Annotated in this window: 19 protein-coding genes and 1 tRNA gene; 13 read left to right on the top strand and 7 right to left on the bottom strand. The window is 70.2% G+C overall.

The features are described from left to right. Positions 1–1,043: type I glutamate--ammonia ligase (glnA, locus tag VFV67_RS18110; protein ID WP_326471461.1), on the bottom strand; the 1,043-nt coding region annotated here is incomplete at its 3' end. 162 nt (positions 1,044–1,205) lie between these two features. On the opposite strand from glnA, the gene VFV67_RS18105 reads away from it, so the two are divergent. Next, positions 1,206–1,679, top strand: a complete 474-nt coding sequence (locus VFV67_RS18105) for an RDD family protein (protein ID WP_326471460.1) — start codon at positions 1,206–1,208, stop codon at positions 1,677–1,679. Between the two features lie 104 nt (positions 1,680–1,783). After that, complete coding sequence (locus VFV67_RS18100; protein ID WP_326471459.1) at positions 1,784–3,832, top strand: sensor histidine kinase; 2,049 nt, start codon at positions 1,784–1,786, stop codon at positions 3,830–3,832. Between the two features lie 59 nt (positions 3,833–3,891). Here the strand turns inward: VFV67_RS18100 and VFV67_RS18095 are convergent, their stop codons facing one another. Further along, the gene (locus VFV67_RS18095; RefSeq protein ID WP_326471458.1) at positions 3,892–4,620 is read right to left on the bottom strand and encodes a DUF4191 domain-containing protein; all 729 of its coding nucleotides are present in this window, start codon (positions 4,618–4,620) and stop codon (positions 3,892–3,894) included. Between the two features lie 107 nt (positions 4,621–4,727). On the opposite strand from VFV67_RS18095, the gene VFV67_RS18090 reads away from it, so the two are divergent. The 7 genes from VFV67_RS18090 to VFV67_RS18060 all read left to right on the top strand — a co-directional run bounded on the left by VFV67_RS18090 (position 4,728) and on the right by VFV67_RS18060 (position 10,685). After that, the gene (locus tag VFV67_RS18090; protein WP_326471456.1) at positions 4,728–6,815 is read left to right on the top strand and encodes an ATP-dependent DNA helicase UvrD2; all 2,088 of its coding nucleotides are present in this window, start codon (positions 4,728–4,730) and stop codon (positions 6,813–6,815) included. Between the two features lie 442 nt (positions 6,816–7,257). Further along, entirely contained in the window at positions 7,258–7,644 is a 387-nt protein-coding gene (locus tag VFV67_RS18085; protein WP_326471454.1) for a WhiB family transcriptional regulator, read from the top strand. After that, positions 7,641–7,892, top strand: a complete 252-nt coding sequence (locus VFV67_RS18080; protein WP_326471453.1) for a hypothetical protein — start codon at positions 7,641–7,643, stop codon at positions 7,890–7,892. Before VFV67_RS18085 ends, VFV67_RS18080 begins: the two co-directional genes overlap by 4 nt. Before the next feature lie 153 nt (positions 7,893–8,045). After that, positions 8,046–8,681 (top strand): DUF742 domain-containing protein, encoded by a 636-nt coding sequence (locus tag VFV67_RS18075; RefSeq protein WP_326471452.1) that lies wholly within the window; start codon positions 8,046–8,048, stop codon positions 8,679–8,681. A gap of 44 nt (positions 8,682–8,725) precedes the next feature. Beyond that, complete coding sequence (locus VFV67_RS18070; protein WP_326471451.1) at positions 8,726–9,703, top strand: class I SAM-dependent methyltransferase; 978 nt, start codon at positions 8,726–8,728, stop codon at positions 9,701–9,703. A gap of 53 nt (positions 9,704–9,756) precedes the next feature. Then, on the top strand, positions 9,757–9,939 hold the full coding sequence (locus VFV67_RS18065; protein WP_326471449.1) for a hypothetical protein: 183 nt from the start codon (positions 9,757–9,759) through the stop codon (positions 9,937–9,939). A gap of 47 nt (positions 9,940–9,986) precedes the next feature. Further along, positions 9,987–10,685, top strand: a complete 699-nt coding sequence (locus VFV67_RS18060; protein WP_326471448.1) for a hypothetical protein — start codon at positions 9,987–9,989, stop codon at positions 10,683–10,685. Here the strand turns inward: VFV67_RS18060 and VFV67_RS18055 are convergent. Together VFV67_RS18055 and VFV67_RS18050 are read right to left on the bottom strand one after the other, a co-directional pair. Beyond that, the gene (locus VFV67_RS18055; protein ID WP_326471447.1) at positions 10,654–11,964 is read right to left on the bottom strand and encodes an AarF/ABC1/UbiB kinase family protein; all 1,311 of its coding nucleotides are present in this window, start codon (positions 11,962–11,964) and stop codon (positions 10,654–10,656) included. The genes VFV67_RS18060 and VFV67_RS18055 overlap by 32 nt on opposite strands. 60 nt (positions 11,965–12,024) lie before the next feature. Then, positions 12,025–13,050, bottom strand: a complete 1,026-nt coding sequence (locus VFV67_RS18050; RefSeq protein WP_326471446.1) for a hypothetical protein — start codon at positions 13,048–13,050, stop codon at positions 12,025–12,027. A 122-nt stretch (positions 13,051–13,172) separates the two neighbouring features. Between VFV67_RS18050 and VFV67_RS18045 the strand changes: the two genes are divergently transcribed. Next, positions 13,173–13,700, top strand: a complete 528-nt coding sequence (locus tag VFV67_RS18045) for a M48 family metallopeptidase (protein WP_326471445.1) — start codon at positions 13,173–13,175, stop codon at positions 13,698–13,700. A 4-nt stretch (positions 13,701–13,704) separates the two neighbouring features. Here VFV67_RS18045 and VFV67_RS18040 read toward each other — a convergent pair whose 3' ends face one another. Next, positions 13,705–15,033, bottom strand: a complete 1,329-nt coding sequence (locus VFV67_RS18040) for a zinc-dependent metalloprotease (protein ID WP_326471444.1) — start codon at positions 15,031–15,033, stop codon at positions 13,705–13,707. Positions 15,034–15,114: 81 nt separating this feature from the next. On the opposite strand from VFV67_RS18040, the gene VFV67_RS18035 reads away from it, so the two are divergent. Further along, on the top strand, positions 15,115–16,233 hold the full coding sequence (locus tag VFV67_RS18035; protein ID WP_326471442.1) for a PDZ domain-containing protein: 1,119 nt from the start codon (positions 15,115–15,117) through the stop codon (positions 16,231–16,233). On the opposite strand, the gene VFV67_RS18030 is transcribed toward VFV67_RS18035, so the two are convergent. Next, positions 16,230–16,736 (bottom strand): PPA1309 family protein, encoded by a 507-nt coding sequence (locus VFV67_RS18030; protein ID WP_326471440.1) that lies wholly within the window; start codon positions 16,734–16,736, stop codon positions 16,230–16,232. The genes VFV67_RS18035 and VFV67_RS18030 overlap by 4 nt on opposite strands. Positions 16,737–16,867: 131 nt before the next feature. On the opposite strand from VFV67_RS18030, the gene VFV67_RS18025 reads away from it, so the two are divergent. Continuing rightward, positions 16,868–19,885 carry a UPF0182 family protein gene (locus VFV67_RS18025; protein WP_326471438.1) on the top strand — a complete coding sequence of 1,006 codons (3,018 nt, stop codon included), beginning with the start codon at positions 16,868–16,870 and terminating at the stop codon, positions 19,883–19,885. Positions 19,886–19,952: 67 nt separating this feature from the next. Next, positions 19,953–20,029: transfer RNA gene (locus tag VFV67_RS18020), tRNA-Met, on the top strand. A 932-nt stretch (positions 20,030–20,961) separates the two neighbouring features. Here the strand turns inward: VFV67_RS18020 and VFV67_RS18015 are convergent. Next, complete coding sequence (locus VFV67_RS18015; RefSeq protein ID WP_326471437.1) at positions 20,962–21,750, bottom strand: pentapeptide repeat-containing protein; 789 nt, start codon at positions 21,748–21,750, stop codon at positions 20,962–20,964. Between the last annotated feature and the right edge of the window lie 299 nt (positions 21,751–22,049).

Below are 22,049 nucleotides of genomic sequence, written 5' to 3'. Positions count from 1 at the left end.
CGGATACCGGCGGAGCGGTTGCCCTGCGAGTAAACCATGTTGACCGGAGCCTCGAAGCCCTTGACCAGGCGGCGGTAGGAGTTCACCGTCGGGTTGGTGAACGCCAGCAGCGCCGGGGCGTGCTTCAGGATGCCGCCGATGTAGTGGCGGGCCATGTCGGAGAGGCCGCCGTAGCCGGTCTCGTCGTAGAACAGCGGCTCGCCGCCGTTCCACAGCGACTGGTGCACGTGCATGCCGGAGCCGTTGTCACCGAACAGTGGCTTCGGCATGAAGGTCGCGGTCTTGCCGGCCTGCCAGGCCACGTTCTTCACGACGTACTTGAAGAGCATGAGCGAGTCGCCGGCGTGCAGCAGCGTGTCGAACTTGTAGTTGATCTCGGCCTGGCCGGCGGTGCCGACCTCGTGGTGCGCGCGCTCGACCTGGATCCCGACGTTGCCGAGCGCGGTGACCATCGAGTCGCGCAGGTCGGCGTAGTGGTCGACCGGCGGCACCGGGAAGTAGCCGCCCTTGTAGGTGGTCTTGTAGCCGCGGTTGCCGCCCGACTCCTCGCGACCGGTGTTCCACCAGCCCTCGACCGAGTCGATGTAGTAGTACGCCTGGTGCGGGCTCGTCTCGTGACGGATGGAGTCGAAGATGTAGAACTCCGCCTCCGGTCCGAAGTACGCGGTGTCGGCAATGCCCGACTCGGCCAGGTACAGCTCGGCCTTGCGGGCGATGTTGCGCGGGTCACGACTGTACGCCTCGCGGGTGAACGGGTCGTGCACGAAGAAGTTGATGATGAGGGTCTTGTTGTCCCGGAACGGGTCGAGCCGTGACGTGGCGAAGTCCGGCAGCAGCAGCATGTCCGATTCGTGGATCTGCTGGAATCCACGTACGGACGAGCCGTCGAACGCGAGACCCTCGTTGATCGCGTCCTCGTTGAAGAACTGGGCCGGCACCGTGAAGTGCTGCATAATGCCCGGCAGGTCGCAGAACCGGACGTCGACGAACTTCACCTCTTCGTCGGAGATGAAGCTCAGGACCTCGTCGGAAGTGTTGAACACGCTCGTTGGCTCCTTCGTTCTTGCGCTGCTGTGCGTGATGAAGCTAAGAGTGTGGTGTTGCCCGTCCATCACCCGAATGTTTCACGGGTGTTAACGACACCCTGGTCAGGGCACAGCATGCCAGCTGTCCGTACCGCGGTCACCTCCGCTTACGCTGTCCTGGTGAGCAAATGGATCGGTTCGTGGTTGTCCGGGCCGCGGGCGGCACTTGAGCCCGGGACGGACACCGGGACACCGGCCGCGCAGAACTGGCCCGGCGAACGCCTCGGCCTGCCCGAGCGCGGGCCCGGATCGGTCGCCCCGCTCGGCGCGCGGGGGCTCGCCTTCGCCGTGGACGCCGTGCTGGCGGCGCTGATCGCGTGGGGGTTCACCGCTCCCGACCCGCCGCTGAACTGGAGCCTCGTGCCCTGGTTCCTGATCACCGTGGTGACCGTGTCGTTCTTCGGCTTCACGCCCGGCATGGGGGTGCTCGGCATCCGGGTGGTCCGGATGGACGGCAGCGTCATGGTCGGCCCGCTGCGCGCCATCCCGCGCACACTGCTCACCTTCCTGATCATCCCGGCCGCGCTGCTCGACTCGGACGGCCGCGGGCTGCACGACAAGGTGGCCGCGACGATCGTGCTGCGGATGCGCTGACCGACCGGCGGATGCTTTTTGTCCACCATCCGCACTACCATCCGGCCCAGATGGTCGAAACCGAGGACAGATCGACCGCCACCCGCCTGACGAGGGCTACGTGGGTGGCGGGGTTTCTTGGTGCGCTGGGCCTGAGCACCGGCGTGGCCGCGGCGATCGTCACCCAGGCGGCGAACTCCTGGCCCTATTCCGCCTACGATCCGGTGCCGCTGGACATCGCCATCGCGCTGATCTTCTCCGCCATGGGCACCCTGGTGACCTGGCACAAGCCGGGTAACCCGGTCGGCTGGACGATGCTGGTGATCGCCGCCGTCGACGGGGTCGGGGTGCTGCTGACCAGTCTGACCGGCGCGTTCGACTCGGCCGACCAGCCCGCCGTCGGAGTGCTGATGGCGATCCAGATCTGGCTGTGGGCGCCGCCGGTCTGGGCGATCTCCACGCTGCTGCCGATGATCTACCCGGACGGCCGGCTGGCCAGCCGGCGCTGGTGGTGGGCGGTCGGCGCCACGGTGGTCGGGATGGTGGTCTACGTCGTCGGCCTGCTGCTGGTCGACGGCGACTTCGTCGGCCGGTACACCGTGGCCAACCCGCTCGCCCGGACGCAGTGGCAGGACTTCGCCACCTTCTGTCTTGTCGCGGGCGAGTACCTGCTGCTGACCATGACGCTGGTCGCCGCGGCCGGCCTGGTGCTGCGCCGGCGGAGCGCGGTCGGGGTGCGGCGGCGGCAGATCTCGCTGGTGCTCATCGTGTTCGCGTTCGGCGCCGCCCAGGCCGTGCTGCGCGAGATCCTGCCGGGCCAGCTGCCGCTGGTGGTGGAGCGCGGCCTCGAGGTGCTCGCGTTCGCGCTGTTCCCACTCGCGATCGCGATCGCCATCACCCGGGACCGGCTGTTCGACCTCGATCTCGCCGTGCGCCGCGCCATCGTCGGCATCGCCATGGTCGCCGCGCTGCTCGCCAGCTACGTGGGCGGGTTCGCGGTGCTCGCGGTGGTGCTGCCGGAGGACGTGGTGCCGGGGTCGGTGCTCGGCGCGGCCGTGGCCGGTGCGGTGATCTTCCCGCTGGCTCTGCTGCTGATCCGATGGATCCGCCAGCTCACCTGGGGCCGCAAGATCGATGTCTTCGAGGTGGCCACCGCGCTGGGCCAGCGGATGCGCAACCAGCTGGACGCCACCGAGGTGCCGGGCGCGGTGTGCGAGGAGCTTGTGCACACCATGCGGCTGCGGATGGCCCGGCTCGAGCTGCTCACCCCGGACGGAGTTCGGCCGCTCGCCCAGATGGACGACGGCCGGGGCGTCGGGAGCACCGCGTTCAGCACGTTCGAGCTGTGGCACCGCGGCGAGCAGGTCGGGGGGCTCGTGGTGTGCCCACCGGCCGGTCGGGCCCACCTGGACGAGACGATCAGCCAGGCGCTGGCCTCGCTGGCCAACCAGGTCGCCCCGGTGGTGGCGGCGCTGCGGCTGAACGAGGCACTCATGCACAGCCGCGAGCAGCTGGTCACCGCCCGGGAGGAGGAGCGGCTGCGGCTGTCCCGGGAACTGCACGACAACGTCGGCCCCACGCTGGCCGGGATCCGGCTGCAACTGGAGGCGGCGCGCGGCGCGTTGCCGGCGGACTTCGCCGGCACCGAGCTGATGGACCGGGCCGTGCACGGGATCCAGGGTGCGCTGGAGACGCTGCGCCGGGTCGTGCACGACCTGCGCCCGCCGGAGCTGGAGGCGCTCGGGCTGCCCGGCGCGCTGTGCGAGCTCGCGACGTTCCTGTCCGGGCCGACGCTGCGAGTCGAGACCGTACTGCCGGACGACGACGACGTCGCGACGCTGTCCAAATCGGTGGAGGTGGCCGCCTACCGGATCGTCGCCGAGGCGCTGACCAACGTGGTCCGGCATGCCAAGGCCACCCGCGCGGAGATCAGCCTCTCGGTGTGCCCCGGCCGGCTGGTGGTCCAGGTCAGCGACGACGGCATCGGCGTGCAGCCGGGCGCGACCGGCCATGGCATGGGCATGCGCTTCATGGCCCAGCGCGCCCGGGAGATCGGCGGCGAGTTCTCGTTCAGCTCGGACGGCGCCGGCACGGTGATCCGAGCGGTGCTCCCGGTGCTCGGGCCGCACGGCGCCGCCGCGCGCCCGGCCGCCCAGCGCACGCCCTCGGCCTGACTCGGATCGTCGGTCGGCACGCTCACACGCGGGTCAGACAAACTGCAGGGTTCCCCAGGTCAGCGCCGCCGGATCGTGCGCTGGACGTTGCGCATCTTGGCGCCTTGCGGCATCGGGCCCTTGGGCAGCTGGGTGCCGCGCGCGGCGAGCGCGGCCAGCCGCTTCTCCAGGCCGTCGATCTGCGCGGGCTTGAGGTTGTTGGGCAGCTTCATGATCCGCGACTGGAGCTTGCTCAGCGGGACCTGGTCCTCCTCGTTGCCCACGATGAGGTCGTAGATCGGGGTGTCCCCGACCACCCGGGCCACCCGCTTCTTCTCCTGGGCGAGCAGCGCCTTGACCCGGTGCGGCGCTCCCTCGGCGACCAGCACGACGCCCGGCCGGCCGATCACCCGGTGCACGGCGTCGAGCTGGGTGGTGCCGGCCACGGTCGGGGTCACCCGCCAGCGGCCGCGCATGTTGTCCAGCGCCCAGGCGGCGGCGCCCGGCTGCCCCTCGGCCTTGCTGTACACGGTGCGCTGCACCCGGCGGCCGAAGATGATCACGGCCAGCAGCAGGCCGAAGGCGATGCCCACCGGCAGCAGCAGCCACTGCGCACCGAACAGCGCGCCGATCCCGAAGGCGGCACCGGAGACCAGCACCAGCGCACCCACCATCAGGGGGATGAGCGCCTTGTCCTCCTTGCGCTGCATGTTGAACGCCTGGAGCAGCTGGCGGCGCTTGGCCTTCGACTCGGCCTTCTTCGCCTTCTTGGCGGCCTTGACGGCCGCCTTGTCCTGCTTCTGAGCCATAACCACCAGGATACGGGGACGGCCGACTTCGGATGAATGGCACATTCGTTCGGACCCGCGCGGTCCGGATGCCGCGGTCGGCGGCCCGGGTCTGTCAGGATGCGGCCATGGGGTCATCAGGCGAACGAGAGCCGCCGACCGGACTGGACCCGGAGCAGCAGGCCGCGGTGCACGCACCGCGCGGGCCGGTCTGCGTGCTCGCCGGCGCCGGCACCGGGAAGACCCGCACGATCGTGCACCGCATCGCGCACCTCATCCATACCGGACACGTCGCGCCCGGGCAGGTCCTTGCGGTGACGTTCACCGCAAGGGCAGCGGGTGAGCTGCGCACCCGGCTGCGCGCGCTGGGCGTGCCCGCCGCCCAGGCCCGCACGTTCCACGCCGCCGCCCTGCGCCAGCTGCGGTATTTCTGGCCGCGGGTGGTCGGCGGCGAGCCGTGGCGGCTGGTCGAGGCCAAGCTCCGGCTGGTCGGGCAGGCCGCGCACCGGTGCGGGACCGGCACCGAGGTGGACGTGCTGCGCGACCTGGCCACCGAGATCGAGTGGGCGAAGGCCTCGCTGGTCGCTCCGGACGCCTATCCGGTGGCGGCCGAGCGCGCGCACCGCCAGACCCCGGCGCCGGTCGAGCAGGTGGCGCAGGTGTACCGGGCCTACGAGTCGATCAAGACCGGGGCCCGCCAGCTCGACTTCGACGACCTCCTGCTGCACACGGCCGCCGCGCTGGAGGAGCACCCGCCGATCGCCGAGGAGTTCCGGGACCGGTACCGCTGCTTCGTGGTGGACGAGTACCAGGACGTCACCCCGCTCCAGCAGCGGGTCCTCGAAGCCTGGCTCGGCCCTCGGGACGACCTGACCGTGGTGGGCGATCCCAACCAGACCATCTATTCCTTCGCCGGCGCCTCGCCGCGGCCGCTGCTCGACTTCACCCGGCGCTACCCGGACGCGACCGTGGTCCGGCTCGAGCGGGACTACCGCTCGACGCCGGAGGTGGTCGTGACGGCGAACCGGCTGATCGCCGCGGCCACGGACCGGCCGGCGGGCTCCCGGCTGCGGCTGGTCGGCCAGCGGCCGAACGGGCCGCAGCCGCGGTTCGCCGAGTACGACGACGAACCGGCCGAGGCCACGGCGGTCGGCGAGCGGGTCCGGGACCTGGTGGCCGCCGGAACCCCGTTGAGCGAGATCGCCGTGCTGTACCGGGTCAACGCCCAGTCCGAGGTGTACGAGCAGGCGCTGGCCACGATGGGCATCCCGTACCTGGTGCGGGGCGGGGAACGGTTCTTCGCCCGGCAGGAGGTGCGCACCGCGATGGTCGCGCTGCGCCGGGCCGCCGCGGAGGCGCCGACCGGCGAGCTGCCGAAGATCGTGCGCGAGCTGCTGGAGCCGATCGGGCTGGTTCCCGACCCCCCGGTCGGTGGCTCGGCGCGGGAGCGCTGGGAGTCGCTGCTCGCGCTGGTCGAACTGGCCGAGGAACTGGCGGCCACGGTCGAGGACGCCGACCTTGGGCGGTTCGTCGTCGAGTTGGAGCTGCGCGCCGAGGCGCAGCACCCGCCCACGGTCGAGGGCGTCACGCTGGCGTCGCTGCACTCGGCGAAGGGCCTCGAGTGGGATGCGGTGTTCCTCGTCGGGCTGGTCGACGGCACGCTGCCGATCCAGTACGCCGAGGGCGACGCCGCGGCCATCGAGGAGGAGCGCCGGCTGCTCTACGTCGGCGTGACCAGGGCGCGCGAGCACCTGTGGCTGTCCTGGGCGCTGTCCCGGTCCGAGGGGGGCAAGCGGCGCCGGCGGCGCAGCCGGTTCCTGTACGGCCTGATTCCGCAGGACCATCCGGCGGCCCGGGTGGCCGGGGCGCGGGACGGCGGCTCGCGGCGGGGTTGCCGGGTGTGCGGTGCGCCGCTGACCGGCACGGTCGGCGTCAAGCTCGGCCGGTGCGAGGACTGCCCGGCCAACCTCGACGAGGAGCTGCTCGGCCGGCTGCGGGAATGGCGCGGCGAGCGGGCCCGGCTGCTCAAGGTGCCGGCCTATGTCGTGTTCACCGACGCCACGCTCACCGCCATCGCCGAGCAGCGCCCGACCGACGAGGCGGGCCTGGTGGCGATCTCGGGAATCGGCGCGGCGAAACTCGACCGGTTCGGGGCCGAGGTGCTCGCGCTGGTGGCTCGTCAGGCTACGCGTGGTGAGCAGAGCGGGAACCCGTAACGCTCTTGGAGAACTTCTCGAAAAACATGTTGCACGGGTCCGAGTAAGGGCAATAGCCTGCAGGAGCCGGGCGCACCAGCCCAGACCAAGTTTCATCCGTGAAGGAGGTGGCCAGCGATGAGGATCATGTGGTCCGACAGCACCCCTGGCTACCCGACTTCCGGGGGTTCTGCCGCGTTTACGGCTGGGGGCAACGCGTGGGTGAAGGCTGCCCACGAACAGCGCGGTCGGCTCAATTGTGTCGTCGTCGGCCCGCGTGTGCAGACCCTGATCGCTGATGTGCCGGGCAACATGTCCGCTTTGTCTTCCGTGCGAAGGACTTGACGCAACGTCAAGAACCCAGGCTCACGAAGGCCGCGGACTCCGGAATCGGATCCGCGGCCTTCTTGTTGTTCAACCTCCATCGACCGCAACTGCAAGACAGAGAAGGGATAAGGACGTCATGTCTACCGCCACCGTCCCGCTTCCCGGCGGGACGCCACCCGACCTGCTTGGTCCACTGTGGACCGGTGTGGGCGACCTGTTGGACGCCGCGCCGTCCGCTGGTCTGGCCCTGCCATGCCGGTCTAGCGACAACCCCGACCTGTGGTTCGCCGACACTCCGGCCGACCTCGAGCGGGCGAAGGTGCTCTGCCTGGACTGCCCGGTCCGGGTCGAATGCCTCGCCGGCGCGCTGGCTCGGCAGGAGCCGTGGGGAGTCTGGGGCGGCGAGATCTTCGAGCGCGGTGCCGTCATCGCGCGGAAGCGGCCCCGGGGCCGTCCGCGCAAGGAGGACGTCGCTCGCGAGGCGGCCGAGCGGGCTGCCCGGGCTCGGGAGGCAGCCGCATGAAATCGCTGCCGCATTCCTCGGTGCCGCACATGGCACCAGACGTGATCAACGAGTTGCTGCGTACGCCAACCCCGAAGGGAACCAAGGCGATGTTGCTCTACGAAGACCTGGCCCGCGAGCGAAGGCTCGAGGCGGAACGGGTAGCGCGTCACCTGCGCCTGGTCCGCCAACTGAGCGCGGTCAAACGGTGGGAAAGGATCTCGGAATGGGCGGCCCGGCGTGCCCGGCGCGCGTCCGCGCTGATCTGACAATCGGCCGATAATTCAACATCAACCGGCGGGCGCCGCCTCCTCGACGTGGGAGCGGCGCCCGCCGCCATTTGGCGGGTGATATGGCCGGAACGCATCGGTAACATCGCGGTCACCAAAAGTGGCTCCATCTTCAACTATCGTGGCTGAGATATGGGCTCCAAGTCGACTGAGGTCGGGCGGACCGGTGCCCGGTTCGCCTCGCCGGGCGGCGGGCACGGCCGCCACACCCCCGACGCCGTCAGGAGTGAGGCGCCCCAACCGGAAGCCGAACCACCAGAGTCCGCACAGCACCTGACCGGCGCCCGCTTCGGTCCCCACTCCGAGCGCCGCCGCAAGCGGGATCTGGAGTTCGAGCCCTTCCCGCCCGGCCTCGACCACCAGCCGCCCGCCCGCCCCGACCCGTCGCCGACCCGGTCCGGCATTCCACCGGTCGAGCGTCTTCCCCTCGAATCGGACATCCTCATCCGCCCCTACGCGCGCACCGGCGGCCGCACCAAACCGAGTCGAACCCTCGCCCTCGAAGCCCTGATCACCACCAGTTCCGATCTGACCGGAATCGGCTCCCGGCACTGGTCCTGGGAACACCGAATGATCGCCAACCTGTGCGTGCACCCCCGTTCCGTTGCCGAGGTGGCCGCCCTGCTCGCCATTCCCCTCGGCGTCGCCCGAATCCTGGTCGGCGACATGGCGACCGACGGCACCGTCGTCATTCACGGCTCCGCCGGCCACCGCCCGCCCGACATCATGCTGATGCAGCGGGTCCTCGCCGGCCTGCGCAGCCTCTGATCGTCCGCCGGTCCCGCGCGCCGAGGCGCGTTAGGGTCGCTGGCATGGCGCATTCGCACACGCATGACGGGATTGACTGGCCGGGTCGGTTGGCCGCGATGCGGCGGTCCGACGAGTTGGGGGCGCAGGCCATCGGAGCGGTGGCGGAGCGACTGGTGGATCTGGCGCGGGACCGGGGGACCGGTGCGGCCCGGGGCGTGGGTGGCCCCGATGCCGGGGAGCGGTCCGCCGGCGCGGGTGATGCCGACGGAGCGGACCGGGACCTGGTCGTGGTCGATGTCGGGTCCGGGGCCGGGGGGATGAGCGCGGCGCTCGCCGCGGCGCTGGTGGGGCGGGGTGGTGGGGGTCGGGTGGTCCTGGTGGACGCGGTGCCGGAGTTGCTCGAGGCGTCCGCGGCCCATGTCGAGCAGGTGATCGGCGGGTCGGACCAGGTCGAGGTGAGCACGGTTCGGGTGGACGCGGCGAGCGAGGAACTGCCCGAACTGATCTCGGACGCCGACCTGGTCTGGGCGTCCCAGGTGGTGCACCACCTGCCCGACCAGCGGAAGGGGATCGAGGGTCTGGTCCGGGTACTCGCGCCGGGCGGGTGGCTGGCGCTGGGCGAGGGCGGGCTGCCCATGCGGTGTCTGCCGTGGGACGTGGGCGTGGGCGAGCCGGGTCTTGGTGACCGGCTGTCCGCCGCGCAGACCGCCTGGTTCGCGGAGATGCGCGCGACCATGCCGGGTGTCACCCGGCTGCCGGTCGGCTGGACCCGGGCCATCGCCGACGCCGGGCTGACCGAGGTGTCCTCGTTCACCTACCTGATCGATCACCCCGCCCCGCCGTCCGAACTGGTCAAGCAGTCGGTTGTGGACTGGCTCGCGTGGTACACCGGCGCGGCTCTCGACCGGCTCGGTGAAGCCGACCAGATCGCCCTGGCCCGGTTGCTGGACCCGGTGGATCCGGCGTTCGTCGGCGCCCGCGACGACGTCTTCGTGCTCCGCGCGGCCACCGTCCACCTTGGTCGGAAAACGTCCGGTTAAATCGGCTCGACCGCGCTACGTCTACTTGCAAGTACGCAGTAGCGTCACCTTCCGTGGCTGACGAGGCCGATACCCGTTGCTCCCGATGCGGTCGATCGCGCGCCGGCGAACCGCCGATCGAGGCGCTCACCTGGGTGGTCGAGAGCGGCGGCCGGGGCCGGGTCTGGCTGTGCCCGGCCTGCGCCCGGCGGCACGTGCGGGACATCGAGGGGAAGCTGCCCGACGAGTACTGGTGACCGGTCGGCGTCGCCGGGGACCGGGTGTTGTCCTGCCGAGTGCCGGTGTGCAGTTCGGCGAGCACCGCGCGGGGGCCGGCAGTGCCTCGTTGGCTGCCGGCGTCGAGTTCGGTGAGCAGGTCCGGGAGGGTGCAGGCGCCGGCATTCAGCGGGGCGAGGAGCAGGGCACGCAGCCGGTTTCGGTTGGGTTCGCGGCGAGCGGCGTCGATCGTCGCGCGCGCGACCGGCGCCAGGGGCAGACCGTCGCGCCAGACCGGGTCGGGGAGCCGGGAGGTCCGTTCCACGGTCAGGGCACAGCGGCCGGCTTTGCGCCGCCGGACCGGGAGCAGGACCAGCAGGTCGTCGGCGCCGGACGGTACGTCGACGCCGTGGCAGTGCAGCGCGTCCGTCCCGCTGAGCACGCTGCCGGTGCCGGCGTAGGCGACCGCGGCGCGCAACCATTGGCGCCGGTTCGGCGGCCCGGTATCCAGCAGAATCACTCCGGGCAGCAGGCGGCGCCACGGACCGGACGGGCGGGTCCGCATGGACACCGAATAGGTGGAAACGCCGGCGGCGCGCAGTTGGGCGTTGCTGATCACGCCGTCCGGAACGGTGTGCCGAAGCTCGGTGAGATTGGCTTTCATGCGGCGATGGTGCGCCACGGACGCGCTACCGGGAAAGCGCTGGTGATCGAACTGTGGACAACTCGGTCGCCTGTGGACAGCCGCCGAGGAACTACTCCGCGAACCCCGGCTGCCACCGCATGATGAGCTCCCGCACCGGAATCTCGGCGTCCAGCTGGCACAGGATGCCGGTCGAGCCGCCGAGCACCCGGTGCAGCATCAGGTATTTCGGCGGCAGGTTCAGCGATCGGCCGGTGCGGAAATCCTGCCCGCGCATGTCGCCGACCCGCCAAGCCTGACGCTGCATCCAGCGCCGCGTGAAATGAAACGACTCGGTGCGCAACGGCTCGGTGAACGGCGCGAGATACGCGTACACCTGATCCGCCTCGACCTCCGACTCCGGCCGCACGAAATGCGCCTCGCGCAGCAGGTCGAGCAGCTCCGCCGAATTTCCGTCCAGGGCCAGCCGCATCATGCGGCCGTGGATCGTCGGCAGCCCGTTCGGCAGCTTCGCGGCGGCCCCGTAGTCGATGACGCACAGCCGGCCGTCCCCGGTGAGCATGAAGTTGCCCGGGTGCGGGTCGGCATGCAGCAGCCCGGCGCGGGCCGGCGAGGAGTAGTGGAACTCGGCGAGCAGGTACCCGACCCGATCCCGGGTCTCCTTGTCGCCGTCCCTGATGATCGACGCCAGCGGCTCTCCGGACGCCCACTCGCTGACGATCACCTTGGGGGCGCTGGCCACCACCCGGGGCACAAGCACGTGCCGGTCCCCGGCGAACGCCTTGACGAAGGCCCGCTGATGGTCCGCCTCGATCCGGTAGTCCAACTCCTCGGTCATCCGGTCGGTCAGCTCGCGCAGCAGCGGCTTGATCTCCGTCCCCGGCACCGCGGCCTGGAACAGCCGGGAGAACCGGGACAGCTGGCGCAGGTCCGACCGCAGCGCCTCGTCGGCACCGGGGTACTGCACCTTCACCGCGACCGGCCGCCCGTCGTGCCAGACCGCGCGGTGCACCTGGCCGATGCTGGCCGCCGCGTCCGGCACGTTGTCGAACTCGGCGAACCGGCCGGCCCACCCGCTGCCCAGTTGCTCGGCGAGCACCCGGTGGGTGGCCTGGGTGCTCATCGGCGGCGCCGCCGCCTGCAACTTGGTCAGCGCCTCCCGGTACGGCGCCGCCAGTTCGTCCGGAACCGCGGCCTCGAACACGGAGAGTGCCTGACCGAACTTCATCGCGCCGCCCTTGAGTTCGCCGAGCACGGCGAACAACTGCTCGGCGGTCTTCGCGGACAGCTCGGCGCTGACCTGCTCGGCACTGTGGCCGACCAGCCGCTTCCCCCAGCCCCCCACGGTGCGGCCGGCCACCCCGAGCGGGATGCTGGCCAGCCGGACCGTCCGGGCGGCGGTCTTTCGTGGCAGCTCAGTCACGTGTCGATTGTCTCCTGATCGTGGGCGAGTGTGCAGGCAGTTCGGCTGGCTCGGAACCGATCACAGGTCCCGGCAGGGGCATTCGGGGTGGGGTTGCCAGCGTCGGTGGTAGGTGGTCGCCGAGGCCGGATCGATCTCCACGCTGGCGTTCCAGGTGGCCGGGAGCGCATGTGCGGTCCGTGACCACCGTAGTGCGTCGAGCGCCTGGGCGGCCGCGAAACCGGCGGTGGCCTGGGTGCATGCGAGGTCGGCGAGCTGCGGGTGGCCGGCGAGTTGGGTGGCGATCCCCGGCCAGCACGGGTCGGCCTGCGCCCGGTACAGGTCCGCGCAGCGCAGGCAGCAGGTCGCGCCGGGAACGACCAGCGGGCCCACGATGCCCACCCCGTCCCGCGGGTAGGCCGGCAGATGCGGCACCCCGCCGGCGAACAGCCGGGCGACCAGGCCCGGATCGGGCACCACGGCGTCGGTGAGCAGCACCAGGTCGGGCCGCCGGTGCCGGCCGAACCGGGCGGTCCGCACGGCCGGGTCGGCCCGGCGGACCGCGTCGGCCGCCGCCAGGTCGCGGGCCCGGCCGGCGTCGCCTGGCAGGTACCCGGTGCCGGTGTCCTGCGCCAGCACCGTCCCGCGCGCCGCGACGTGCACCCAACCGACCCCGGCCGCGGCGAGCAGACAGGCGACCGAAACGGCCAACCGCCCGTCGCCGTGCACCGCGACGGCGAGCCGGGCCCGTGCCAGCGGATCCGGGCGGGGCCGGTCCGGCCGGGCGGTGATCTCCTCGCCAACGAGGCGTTCGGGCACCCGGGCCTCGTCGCCGGTATCCCGCAGCAGCCGTCGGCCGCGCAGGCCGGCCAGCAGGTCGCCGAGCGCGGACCGGCCGGCCGGATCGGCGCCGACCGCGGCCATCAGATCCGCGGTCGTGCACGTCCCGGTCAGCCCGCCGGCCGTGGCCGCGACGACCGGCTCTGGCAGGCCGCTGGCCACGGCGGCGTGCCGCGGGTCGAGGCCGACTTGGAGCTCGCCCGGCCCGCGGCGCAGGACCGGAAAACCGGGCAGCACGCGGGGCCGTCGGGGGAGATCATCATCCATGTGCGCAAGGCTGGCCCGGGCCGCCGCGAATGGCGAAATCGTTATCCACAGGGGGAAGCGTCTTGGATGTCACACCAGGTTTTGGCTCCCGCGATGTCGGTGCTTGGCCGTACGGTGTCACCGTGGCCGAATCGCTCGTCGAGGTGCGCAGGAGCAAGCGCAGGACCCGGACCGTGACCGCGTACCGCGACGGCGACACCCTCGTGGTGCTCATCCCGGCGCGGCTGTCCAAGGCCGAGGAAGCCCACTGGGTTACCGAGATGCAGCGGCGGCTGCTGCGGGACGAGACCAGGCGCCGGCCACCGTCCAAGGCCTCCGACGCCGCCCTGCTCGCCCGCTGTACCGAGCTGTCCACCCGCCACCTCGGCGGCCGGGCGGTGCCGACCAGCGTGCGCTGGGTGCCGCCGATGCGCACCCGGTGGGCCTCGTGCACCCCGGCCGACGGGACCATCCGGGTGAGCGAACGGCTACGGCAGGTTCCCGGCTGGGTGCTGGACTACGTGCTCGTGCACGAGCTCGCCCACCTGATCGAGGCCGCGCACAACGCGCGGTTCTGGTCGCTGGTCCGCGACTACGGCCGCACCGACCGGGCCATCGGTTACCTCGAGGGCCTGTCGGCCGCGGCCGGCTGGGGGATGACCGAGGACTGAGGGTTCAGTCCTCGTCGTCCGGCCGGCGTTCGGCCTGCTGGGTGCGTTCCAGCTGCGCGATCGGGTCGTCCTCGATCGCGGCCGGTTGGCCGAGCCGATCGGCGAACTCGAGCGGATCGTCCAGGTCGGCCGCGGTGGGTACCAGGTCGGGGTGAGCCCACACACCGTCCCGGACCTCGAGCCCGTGCCGATCGCCCACCAGCCGCCACAGCGCCGCCGCCGCGCGCAGCCGGCGCGGTCGCAGCTCGAGGCCGACCAGCGTGGCGAAGGTCTGCTCGGCCGGACCGCCGCTGGCCCGGCGCCGGCGGAGCGTCTCGCGCATCGCCTCGGCCCCGGGCAGCCGGTCGGCCACCGCGTCGCCGACGACCACGTCGACCCAGCCCTCGACCAGGGCAAGCAGCGTCTCCAACCGGGCCAGTGCCGCCTTCTGCTCCTCGGTGGTCTGCGGTTCGAGCATCCCCGAGTTCATCGCCTGCTCGAAGGTGGCCGGGTTGGCCGGATCGACCTGCGCGGCCAGCTGCTCCAGCGCCGAGGTGTCCACCCTGATCCCGCTGGCGAACTCCTCGACGGTGCCGAGCAGCCGCTGCCGCAGCCAGGGAATGTGCGCGAACAGCCGCTGGTGGGCGGCCTCGCGCGCGGCCAGGAACACCATCACCTCGCTGGCCGGCCGCTCCAGACCCTTGGTGAACTGCTCGATGTTGGCCGGCAACAGCGCGGCGGTCGCGTCCGGTCCGAGCGGCAGGCCCACGTCGGTCGAGGTGAGCACCTCGCCGGCGAGCTGCGCCAGCGCGTTGCCCAGCTGCGAGCCGAACGCCATCCCACCCATCTGGCCGACCATGGACAGCAGCGGGCCGGCGGCCTGCTTGGTCTCCGCCGGCAGCGCGTCCACCCACGCCCCGGACACCCGGCGGGCCACCGGGTCGCACAGCCGCTGCCAGGTCGGCAGCGTGTGCTCCACCCAGTCCCGCGCGGTCCACGCCCGGCCGGTGGTCGCGCCCGCCGGCAGGGTGGTGACCGGGTCGAGCCACATCTCGGCCAGGTGCAGCGCGTCGGCGACCGCCTTGTCCGAGTCCGGCGCCGACGCGAACCCGGCCTGTCCGCCCAGCCGCTGCATGGCGATCTGTTTGGCCAGGTCGTAGTTGACCGGCCCGGTGGTCGCGCCTGCCTGGCTGAGCATCTGGCCAAGCTGGCTGAGCATCTGACCGAGCTGGTTGAAGGCGTCGAAGGAGCCCTCCTGACCGCCGCCGGCCGGATCGCCCGGGCCGCGCTCGGCAGGGTCCTTCTTGCCCTTGTCGTCGTCCGGAGGGCCGAAGCCGAACGGGAACTGACTCATGTGACCACGGTACGCGGGGTGCGTCCAGCTCGGGACGCGTGGTGATCCGCCATCGGAGAACGGACCGTACGCTGTGTATTCGTGAGCGACTCCATCAGCACCGGCACGCTGCCACCCGCGCCCCCGGCCGAACCCGTGCCCGAGCGCGGACACTGGCGGCTGTCCCGGCGCGGCTGGACGGTGCTGCTCAGCTTCGTGATCTTCGGCGTGCTCGGGCTGGTCGGGTCGTTCGTGCAGGTGCCGTACGTGGCGCTGGGGCCGGGCCCGACCTACGACACCCTCGGCGAGATCGACGACGTGCAGATCGTTCAGGTTGAGGGCGAGCAGACCTTCCCGACCAGCGGCCAGCTGCGGATGACCACGGTCTCGGTGGACGACCACGTCACGCTGTTCGGGGCGGCCGCGCTGTGGGCGAGCGGCCGGTACGCGCTCGCCCCGCGCGACGAGTACATCAGGCCGGGGGAGACCGAGGAGCAGGTCGAGCAGGAGAACAAGAAGCTGTTCCAGGACTCGCAGAGCAACGCCGAGGTGGCCGCGCTGCGTTACCTGGGTTACCCGGTCAAGGTGCTGGTCGCCGAGGTCACCGCGAAGACGCCGGCGGACGGCGTGATCGCCCCTGGCGACCGGCTGCTCGAGGTGAACGGCAAGAAGATCGAGGTCCAGGAGGACGTGCGGGCCAGCCTGCAGGGCACCACGCCAGGGCAGCGCGTCTCGGTGACCTTCCAACACGAGGACGAGGAGCCGAAGACCGAGGCGGTCACGCTGGGGCGGGCGTCCGACTTCAACCCGGAGGACCAGCGCGCCGAGGGGTTCATGGGGCTCTCGCCGATCGACCGCGCCGATGTGGACTTCACCACCACGATCCACCTGCAGGACGTGGGCGGACCGTCCGCCGGCCTGATCTTCGCGCTGGCCATCGTGGACCGGCTCACCCCGGGCGAGTTGGAGGCCGGGCGGGTCGTCGCCGGTACCGGAGAGATCGACGTGAAGGGCAACGTGGCGCCGATCGGCGGGATCCCGTTCAAGATGGTGGCCGCGCGCGAGGCCGGCGCCAACACGTTCCTGGTGCCGGCGGCCAACTGCGCCGAGGCCAACGAGAAGGTGCCGGACGGGTTGCGCCTGGTCCGGGTGGAGACGCTGAGCGGCGCCGTGCGGGCCCTGGACGACCTGCGCGCCAACCGCGAGGTCCCCAGCTGTTAGGGCCGCAGCGTCGCCAGCAGCGCGCGGATCAGGTTGGGCGCCAGGTCCGGGCTCTCCACCAGCTCATCCTGTTCACCGCGCAGCCGCAGCACACACGCGGACGAGCCGTCCCGCAGCACGGCGGCCACCATCCGGGCCTCGCGGCGCTCCGGGTGCTCGGCGGCCGCCCGGCGCATCGGCTCGGTGCCGGCCGGCAGACCGGCTTCGGCCTGCGGCGGCAGCACCAGGATCTCGTGAGCCAGCGCACACCCGTGCACGGCGTCCGGCCAGACGATCCCGGCCAGCGCGTCGGCCAGGTCGGAGTCCGGCAGCGCATCCTGCGCCACCGGCGTGATCGCCGCGTTCTCGTCGAGCGTGCCGGCGAGCTCGGGCTGCTTGGCGAGCAGCTCGGCGGTGGGCACCAGGGCGAACAGCTGCGGTCCCTGGTCCCAGCCCCCGGAGGCGACGAAGTCCTCCACCTCGCGGGCCACGGCGCGCAGGTCGTCCGGCGTGGTTGTCGGCATGCCGCACATCGTCGCATCGCCGATTCCGGCCACCTTCACGGGAACCAGAACACCCCCGAATAAAGTTGGACATCTAGGACAGCCCTGCGCGGGCTGCCCGGCAAGGAACAAGCGACACAGGAGCGTGCCCCGTGGCCACACGGCCCCCGATCGGTCTGCCCAGGCTCTCTCGACGCAGCCGCATCCTTTTGATCATCGCGGCTACCGTGATCCTGCTCCTTCTCGTGGGGGCCCGGCTGCTCGACACCTACGTCGACTGGCTGTGGTTCGGCGAGGTGGGCTTCCGCTCGGTGTTCAGCACCGTCGTGCTCACCCAGATCGGCCTGTTCCTCGCCATCGGTCTGCTGGTCGGCGGCATGCTCGCGATCAGCCTGCTGATCGCCTACCGCACCCGGCCGGTGTTCGTGCCGGTATCCGGAGCCGACGACCCGCTGGCCCGGTACCGCTCGACGATCATGCAGCGGATCCGGCTGTTCGGCATCGGCATCCCGGCGGTCGTCGGGCTGATCGCCGGCTCGACCGCGCAGAGTGACTGGCAGCAGTTCCAGCTGCTGCTCAACGGCACCTCGTTCGGGGTCAGCGACCCGGAGTTCGGCAAGGACATCGGGTTCTACGCGTTCACGCTGCCGTTCATCACCTGGCTGATCACTTGGCTGTTCGTGGCCATCGCGATCGCCTTCTTCGGTGCGCTGATCACCCACTACCTGTTCGGCGGGGTGCGGCTGGCCGGTCGGGGCGGGCAGTTCTCGGTGCCGGCCAGGGTGCAGCTGTCGATCACCGCCGGCCTGTTCGTCGTGGTGTATGCGGTCGACTACTTCTTCGAGCGCTACGAACTGATGTACGCCCACCACGACAACATCTCGGTCGGCGGGTTCACCGGCGCCACCTACACCGACCTGAACGCCGTACTGCCGGCCAAGCTCATCCTGATGTTCATCGCCGGGTTCTGCGCGGTGGCGTTCTTCGTCGGCGCGTTCGTGCGCAACATGCAGCTGCCGGCGATCGCCACCGCCCTGCTGATCCTGACCAGCATCCTGATCGGGGCCGCGTGGCCGGCGGTGCTGCAGCAGTTCTCGGTGAAGCCGAACGAGAACGACAAGGAAGCCACGTCGATCGGCCGGAACATCACCGCGACCAGATACGCCTTCGGGTTGGACAATGTCCAGTATCAGGAATACAGCGGAACGACGAACGGAACCCCCGACGAGATCAACAAGGATCCGCGCAACGCGGCCACGATCTCCAACCTGAGGCTGCTCGACCCGAGCATCCTGTCGCCGACGTTCACCCAGCTCGAGGGCCGGGAGAACTTCTACGGCTTCCCGGACAAGCTCGACGTCGACCGGTACACGGTGAACGGCAAGACCCAGGACTACATCGTCACCGCACGGGAGATCAACACCAGCGGGCTCAACGAGCAGCAGGGAACCTGGATCAACCGGCACATGACCTACACGCACGGCAACGGCTTCGTCGCGGCCCCGGCGAACACGTTCCGGCGGCCCGCGTCGACCGAGACCGGTGGGTCCGACCAGAACACTGACCAGGGCGGCTACCCGATCTTCATGGTCAGTGACCTGTCCCGGCAGGGACTGATCAAGGTCGACCAGCCGCGGATCTACTTCGGTGAGCTGGCCACGGACTACGCCATCGTCGGCGGGCAGAACGCCCGGGAGTACGACGCGCCCAACCCGAGCTTCCGCTACGACGGCGCGGGCGGGGTCCCGGTGGACGGCTGGTTCGACCGGCTGATCTTCGCCACCCACTTCACCGAGCGGAACATCCTGTTCTCCGGGCTGATCGAGGACGGCTCGAAGATCATGTACAACCGCGACCCGCGGGAACGGGTGATCAAGGCGGCGCCCTGGCTGACCGTGGACGGTGACCCGTACGTCGCGGTGATCGACGGACGGATCCAGTGGATCGTGGACGGCTATACGACCCTGGAGAACTTCCCGTACGCGCAGCGCACGCCGCTCGGCCAGGTGACCACCGACTCGCTCGGCAGCGGGGTCGCCCGGCAGGCCGACCGGTCGATCAGCTACATCCGCAACTCGGTCAAGGCCACCGTGGACGCCTACGACGGCACCGTGACGCTGTACGCGATCGACGACCAGGACCCGGTGCTCAAGGCGTGGACGAACGTGTTCCCGGGCACGGTCAAACCGAAGTCGGACATCACGAAGTCGCTTTCCGAGCACTTCCGGTACCCGGAGGACCTGTTCAAGGTCCAGCGCGACCTGCTGTCCAAGTACCACGTGTCCGACCCGAGGGAGTTCTTCTCCACGCAGACGTTCTGGAACGTGCCGGCCGACCCGACGGAGGAGGGCGGCACCGAGCTGAACAGCACCGCCGCCAAGCAACCGCCGTACTACGTGACCGCGCAGGCGCCCGGCCAGGACAAGGCGACGTTCCAGATCACCAGCGCGTTGACCTTGCTGAACCGGCAGTTCATGGCGTCCTGGGTTTCGGTGTCATCGGATCCCGCGGACTACGGCAAGATGACAGTGCTCAAGCTGCCAACCTCCGGATCGTCCCAAGTGGAGGGTCCGGGCCAGGTGCAGCGAAAGTTCCAGACCACGCCGAAAGTGACCGAGAACCGGACGCTGTTCAACAACCCGAGCGTCACCGTGCGGTTCGGCAACCTGCTCACGTTGCCCTATGCCGGCGGTCTGCTCTATGTGGAGCCGATCTACATCCAGACCAAGGACGCCAACGCGTTCCCGCAGATGGCCAGGGTGTTGGTGTACTTCGGCAACCGGATCGGGTTCAACGCCGACATCAGGGAGGCGCTGAAGGAGGTGTTCGGCCCCGGCGTCGGTGAAACGGCGACGCCACCGGAAGGCGCGGTGCCGACGACCTCGCCCACCGCGCCACCGAGCAGCACGAGCAGCCAACCGCCACCCACCGGCGGCGGCACGTCCAACGCCGAACTGGACGAGGCGGTCAAGGCCATCGACGCCGCCCTGGCCCGCCTGCGGTCCGCCCAGCAAACCGGCAACTTCGCCGAACAAGGCCAGGCCCTTCAGGAGCTCGACGCCGCGACCAAGCGCTACAACGCCGCCAAGGCCGCCCTCGGCACCCCGTCCGCCCCTCCGTCCGCCCCCAACACCACCCCAACCCCCACCCCCCAAAACGGCGGCGGGTGACCTTCGTTACTCGGCGGCCACCCGGTTTGAACAGCCCGGTGGCCGCCGCGTATAGTGAACTTATCGACGCGGGGTGGAGCAGCTCGGTAGCTCGCTGGGCTCATAACCCAGAGGTCGCAGGTTCGAATCCTGTCCCCGCTACCAGGTGAAACGGCCCTCCAGGGATCCTCTGGAGGGCCGTTTCGCGTTGTGTTGTAACCCGAGCTGTAACCCGGGCGCACCGATGTCCGGTGTGTCATCGATGCTGCTCGTGGTTCATCCGTGGAGGCCAAGTGTTGATGAAGTGGACGGGCTCTACCTGACGCAGCTGTGACGCGCCCATGGGGTCTCGCAAGGGCGTCCAGGATCCGCCCTACCACTCCGGACCCGGGCTGACAATGCCGGCACACAACCCGTGTACCCGCCTGCCACGACCCATAAGCCGCCGGAACGTCTGCCATGGTGCAGCGTCGACTCGGGCCAGCGCCGACGGCAGTTAGGGACCTGACGTGGCGCCCCGCAAATCCCGGGCGAACCTCGATGATCTCGTCCAGGATGGACGAAGCGGCGGGCGAGCAAAACGAGGGCATCGGTTCCGGTCATGGCGGTGAAGATCCGGAACGTGACAGTTAACTGCAAAGGGGCTGCGGGCCGTTGCCTTGCTTGCGAAAATCGTGTCGTGGATTCGAAACTGCCGGGCGACGGAACCGACGCGCTTTTCGGCATACATGCTGTACACCGGACTGTGTTGGCCGTCGATGTCGAGGGGTTCGGCGGTCTACGGCGCACCAACGTGGACCGGCAGACCGTGCGAGATGCGCTCTACCAAATTCTACGAAGGTCATTCGCGCTCAGCGGAATACCCATGGCCAGATGCCACATCGAGGACCGGGGGGACGGCGTACTTGTCCTCGGTCTACCAGAAATACCTAAGGCGCTGTTCGTCGAGCCGTTGCCCGAGCACCTGACCACCGCCCTACGCGAGCACAACATCGCGCACAGCGCACCGGCTCGGATTAGGTTGCGGATGGCGCTGCACGCTGGGGAGATGCGCCTCGACGATCACTGTTTGTCGAGTCGGGCGCGCGATTCGGCAGCTAGTGGTATGACCCGTCGGGCGCTTGGTGGCCGTCGGGGGCCACGTGTGCCGGGATTTCGGATGGCGGGTCTTGGTCGATCTGCGTGCCGGAGAAGGATGGATGCTTGGTGAACCGGGTTTCGTTGAATCGGGCCTTGCCGGTGAAGTGTGCCCGGTCGAACCAAGTGTTGCTGAGAAACGCGGCCGCGCGAAAGCCGGCACCGTCGGCGAAGTATGCGTCGACGAAACCGCAGTCGGCCGAGAAGATCGTCCAGCCGAACCAGGCCTCGCCGAGGAACCGGGCCGCCCGGAAGCCGGCCGGGTTGGAGAAGGTGGCACCTGCAAACCAGGCGTTTCCGGTGAACTCCGTCTCGGCGAACACGGCCGGCCCCGAGAACCGGGCCCCGTCGAACTTGACATCTCGTACCTGACAACGGGATAGATCGAACTCAACCAGGGCGGCACCGCTGAGATCGAGATCTACGTCGGCCCAGAATTTATCTCGTGACTTGCCGGATTCGTCGGGGTCGGGTCGGAGATGGTCGGTCAGAATGCGCTGCGCGGCGCAGCGTACCTGCTGCTCCTGCAACTTCTCCAGGGTGGGGACGCAGCAGGCCGGCGCATCCGGGTCGCTGACACCGGCAGGCAGGCGCAGCAGCCGGTTGCCGAACATGACGTAGCGACCGGGAACCGGGGCGTGCAGCGTGTGTTCGAGATCGTAGGGCATGCGCAGGTAGGCGCAGAGCACGTCCACGATCGTTTGTCGGTGCTCGACGTTGCCCTGCGCCAGCCGCTCCAGCGCGTGCAAACCGCCTAGCCGCACTGCGGCGTGCGGTGAGCCCAACACCCCCCGATACCAAGCCCAATCAGGATAATCGCCAACGCTGCCCAGAACATTTTCCAGTAGTACAGCACCCGGTACGGCACACGCTCCTCGGTATCGGTGCGGGTCCTCCCAACGTCGCACTTCGTCCTCGATGCCATATCGGGAATATCGCGGCACGGCGAGAGACGTGACGAAAATCGAGGCCCGCCGCAACGGAATCTCCATTGCCGGAGCTCATGTGCTGGAACACCGGCCGCGCCCGACCTCTGCAGTGATCGTCA

This window comes from Actinophytocola sp. (genome assembly GCF_035762905.1).
In the GTDB taxonomy this organism is placed as follows: domain Bacteria; phylum Actinomycetota; class Actinomycetes; order Mycobacteriales; family Pseudonocardiaceae; genus DASYTH01.
Note: the sequence above shows the minus strand (reverse complement) of the source record. Positions and strands in the feature narration are given on the sequence as shown.